Annotated in this window: 5 protein-coding genes; 3 read left to right on the top strand and 2 right to left on the bottom strand. The window is 73.6% G+C overall.

All coding sequences use genetic code 11. From position 1 onward, the window contains the following. On the top strand, positions 1 to 1921 hold a 1921-nt coding region (locus G6R25_RS22205), incomplete at its 5' end, for an ABC transporter ATP-binding protein (protein WP_163554443.1). Between the two features lie 190 nt (positions 1922 to 2111). After that, the gene (locus G6R25_RS22200) at positions 2112 to 2429 is read left to right on the top strand and encodes a hypothetical protein (RefSeq protein ID WP_235826101.1); all 318 of its coding nucleotides are present in this window, start codon (positions 2112 to 2114) and stop codon (positions 2427 to 2429) included. A gap of 59 nt (positions 2430 to 2488) precedes the next feature. Here the strand turns inward: G6R25_RS22200 and G6R25_RS22195 are convergent, their stop codons facing one another. Together G6R25_RS22195 and G6R25_RS22190 are read right to left on the bottom strand one after the other, a co-directional pair. Next, entirely contained in the window at positions 2489 to 3403 is a 915-nt protein-coding gene (locus G6R25_RS22195; protein WP_419469402.1) for a DUF459 domain-containing protein, read from the bottom strand. A 244-nt stretch (positions 3404 to 3647) separates the two neighbouring features. Next, complete coding sequence (locus G6R25_RS22190) at positions 3648 to 3848, bottom strand: phospholipase D-like domain-containing protein (RefSeq protein ID WP_235949441.1); 201 nt, start codon at positions 3846 to 3848, stop codon at positions 3648 to 3650. On the opposite strand from G6R25_RS22190, the gene G6R25_RS25565 reads away from it, so the two are divergent. Continuing rightward, a partial coding sequence (locus G6R25_RS25565; RefSeq protein ID WP_205447347.1) for a hypothetical protein occupies positions 3832 to 4090 on the top strand: 259 nt, incomplete at its 3' end. The genes G6R25_RS22190 and G6R25_RS25565 overlap by 17 nt on opposite strands.

Raw genomic sequence — 4090 nt, 5'->3', positions numbered from 1 at the left:
AGGCGGGGCGTTCGGTGACGTGCCGGCGACGCCCGAACTGCTCGCCCGGGTCGACGCGCTGCCGCCGGCCAACGACGATCCGCAGGTCGACCAGGCCGCCGCCGCGGCGCCCGACCCGGACTTCACGCTGCGCCGGCTGCTGTCCTGGGTGCGCGCCCCGCTCGTGGTGGGGCTGGTGCTGGTCGCGCTCGACGCCGTCGCCGGCCTGACCGTGCCGGCGCTGGTGCGCCACGCCGTCGACGCAGGCGTGAGCGCACAGTCGCGGAACGTGCTGTTCGCCACCGCCGGCGTCGCGCTCGCCGTCGCCCTCGCCGACTGGCTCGTCCAGATCTGGCAGACCCGGGTCACCGGGCGGATGGGGGAGCGGCTCCTCTACGTGCTGCGGGTCAAGACGTTCGCCCAGCTCCAGCGCCTCGGGCTCGACTACTACGAGCGCGAACTCGCCGGCCGGATCATGACCCGGATGACCACCGACGTCGACGCCCTGTCGACGTTCCTCCAGACCGGCCTGGTCACCGCGATCGTCAGCCTGCTGTCCTTCTTCGGCGTGCTGATCGCGCTGCTGCTCCTCGACGCCCAGCTCGCCCTCGTGGTCATCGCCGTGCTGCCGATCCTGATCGCGGTGACGGTGGTGTTCCGGAGCCGCTCGTCGGCTGCCTACACCGAATCCCGGGAACGGGTCAGCGCCGTCAACGCGTCCCTGCAGGAGAACCTGACGGGGCTGCGCGTCGCGCAGGCGTTCGGCCGGGAGGAGGTCAACCAGGAACGGTTCCGCGGGCTCGCCGACTCCTACCGGCGCTCGCGGATGCGGGCACAACGGATGATCGCCCTGTACTTCCCCTTCGTTGAATTCCTTTCCCGGATCGCGGGCGCCCTTGTGCTGGGCATCGGCGCGCATCTCGCCGTGCACGGATCGCTGTCGGCGGGTGCGCTGCTCGCCTTCCTGCTCTACGTCAACCTGTTCTTCTCGCCGGTGCAGCAGCTCTCCCAGGTGTTCGACGGCTACCAGCAGGCGATGGTCGGCCTGCGCCGACTGTCCGACCTGCTGCGCACCCCGACGTCGACGCCGCCGGCCGCCCACCCGCGCCCGGTCGGCCGGCTGTCCGGCGAGGTGGTGCTGGACGACGTCCACTTCGCCTACACCGTCGCCGACGGCGCGGCGGGGAACGCCGTCGACGGGGTGAGCCTGCGCATCGCCTCCGGCGAGACCGTCGCCTTCGTCGGCGAGACGGGCGCCGGCAAGTCCACGGTGGTCAAACTCATCGCCCGGTACTACGACGTCACCGGCGGGGCGATCCGGATCGACGGCGTCGACCTGCGCGAGTTCGACCTGTCGGCCTACCGCCGCCGGCTCGGCGTCGTCCCGCAGGAGCCGTTCGTGTTCTCCGGCACGATCCGCGACGCCATCGCCTACGCCCGGCCCGACGCCGCCGACGACGAGGTCCTAGCCGCGGCCCGCGCGGTCGGCGCTGCCACGTTCATCGACGCCCTGCCCGACGGCTACGACCATCCCGTCGGCGAGCGGGGCCGCGGCCTGTCCGCCGGGCAGCGCCAGCTGCTGGCGCTCGCCCGCGCCGAGCTCGCCGACCCCGACATCCTGCTGTTCGACGAGGCGACCGCCGCCCTGGATCTCGCCACCGAGGCCGCGGTCACCGCCGCTGCCGAGGCGGTCACCACCCGGCGGACCACGATCGTCATCGCCCACCGGCTCACCACCGCCGCCCGCGCCGACCGGGTGGTGGTGATGGCCGACGGCCGCGTCGCCGAGCAGGGGACGCACGCCGAGCTCGTCCACGCCGGCGGCCTCTACGCCCGCCTGTGGGCGGCCTTCACCGCCGACCCTGAACCGCCCCGACCCCGAACCGCCCGACCCCGAACCACCTGCCACCGAACCACCTGCCACGGAATCGTCCGCCGCTGAAGCGTCCGGCGGCGGAATCCACGCCGGAGAGGCGCCGAATGGGGCCGCAATCGCAGACCATTCCGTAATGTCATGATTCGACTCCCCGCCGGTGGGGATGCCCTTCGGGGGCGGATGGAACATCCGCCAGCCACCCTGCCGGCCTCGCCGATGCGGCCGGGACGGCGGCGTCCAGCGGAGGAGGGGACTCATGACCACGAACGGTCTGATGGTTGACATCGCATGGCCCGAGCTACCCCGTGGAATCGCGGGCCCCGACGAGCTCGCCGATCAGCTCGACGCCAGCCTGCGTGACCGGGCCGGGATTACCTCCGTCGATCAGCATGGTCTCGCCGTGTGCGTCTACCGCCCGGGGGAGGTCGAGGCGCTCGCCGCCGACCTCGCCGACCGGCTGTCCATCATCGGCATGTCCGACCGCACGTACCTGTCGTGGCGCGACGATCTGGGCGTGCATCGGCGCTCGGTGACCGGCCGGCGGATGGCCACGACCGGCCGCCGGGTCGCCTGAGCCGCTGGGCGAGCGAGTCCGAACCTGGGCGCGGCCGGTCGCGGCGCGTTTAGGTTCGGCTAGGTTCGCGGCGGGTGCCCGCCCTGCGCGCCGGTCACCCGCCGCCCGTCCTCACCGGTGGTGCCGGTGGTGCCGGTGGCGTCGGGTTGGCTGAGGGCCTCGTGGGCAATCGCCGTGCCATAGCGGACCGCGCCGGGGGAGGGCACCGGGCAGGCGGTCATCGGCGGCTGGACCAGCGGGCAGAAGTGGGTGCCGTCCGGGCTGCGCACCGTGACCATCCCGCCGGGGCCGCAGGTTTCCCCGACGGCGCAGGGCAGCGTCGGGGTGTAGCGGCCGTCGGCGGTGATCGCCCGGCCGGCGGGGGCGACGCGGGTGCGCTGGTGGGTCCCGGCGATCTGCCGCCACACCTGGTCCAGCAGGGTCAGCCCGGCGGCGTCGACCGGCTGGTCGCGCCGGGGCGGGGCGTCGACGAGGACGACTTCGGCGCCCCGGCTGGTCAGCAGCTCGACCGCCCGGGTGACGTCCTCCCGGTAGGCGGTCGCCAGGTCCCGTCCCTGCATGCACGCCGTCCCCTGGTTACCCGAGAAGGCCAGCGCGGCCACGGTCGGTCGCCAGCGCCGGGACTGATCGCGGATGTCGGCCAGCCAGTCGCAGGGGGCGGTGCCGCCCCAGGTACGCACCAGCACTTGGCTGTGGCCGTCGGCTCGCACCGTCCGGCTGAACGACGCGCCCGCCTCCCAGGCGAGCGAGTCGCCCCACATCGCCACCCGCGGACGGTCATGCGAGGTGCGGGAGACGACCGCCGCCCCCGCCACGAGCACGACCGCGACGACGAACAACCAGCCGATCGGGCCCAGCCGTCCGATCCGCACCCTCCGCCCTTCCTCGACGCGCTCGCCCGCGGCGCTCCCGGCGGCGCCCGCCGCGCCGCTGACCCCGCACCGGGCGGGCAGGCCGCACAGTCCATGCCGCACAGTCCATGCCGGGCGGGCATCGACCGGCATGCCTCCATGGTGCCCACCGGCGGGCGCGATCGTGGTGCGACTGGCGATTCAACTGACCCGTTGGGTGTGATCTGGGTAGCACGTGGGTGGCGCAGCTGGTGTGAGGTCCCGGGTGGCCGTCACCATTCGCCCGCGGCGCGCATCCGGTGCGGCCGGCCGTCGGGATCGTAGAGCGAATGATAGAGCGGGGCGGACCAGAACCGGCTCAACCGGCTCAACCGCGCCGGGCGGTGCGGGCGGACCCGACCCGGCGGCCGTTGGCATGCACGTAGACGGGGGTGCCGGCATGGTTCTCGACGTCGTAGGCCCCGACCCGGTCGCCGCCGGCCGCCCGGCACAGCTCCAGGGCCTGCTCGCGGCCGACGAGGTTCGGCGGCAGCGAGAACCGTCCGCCCTGGGTGGGATGGCGCGGCACCACCCTCGGCGGTCAGGAACCACCCGGTGAGCGCCTCCGAGCCGTCCGCGCCCGGCCCGGAGGCGGCCGCCCCGCCGCCTGGGGCGATGACCTGCCGCCGGGCGATCCGCAGGATGCCGGCCAGCACCGCCGCGACGTACTGCGGGTCATCCACCAGATACTGATCTTTAATGCGCGATGCCGGTTGATGGATCATGATGATGGCTCCACGGCCGGTCCGGTGATGGCGAAGTACCTCTCGG

This window comes from Candidatus Frankia alpina (assembly GCF_902806485.1).
Lineage (GTDB): Bacteria > Actinomycetota > Actinomycetes > Frankiales > Frankiaceae > Frankia > Frankia alpina.
Note: the sequence above shows the minus strand (reverse complement) of the source record. Positions and strands in the feature narration are given on the sequence as shown.

What these genes read in the sequence shown, in the direction of transcription:
- G6R25_RS22200 (WP_235826101.1), top strand. Translation starts at nt 2,112, where the DNA reads ATGACCACGAACGGTCTGATGGTTGACATCGCATGGCCCGAGCTACCC.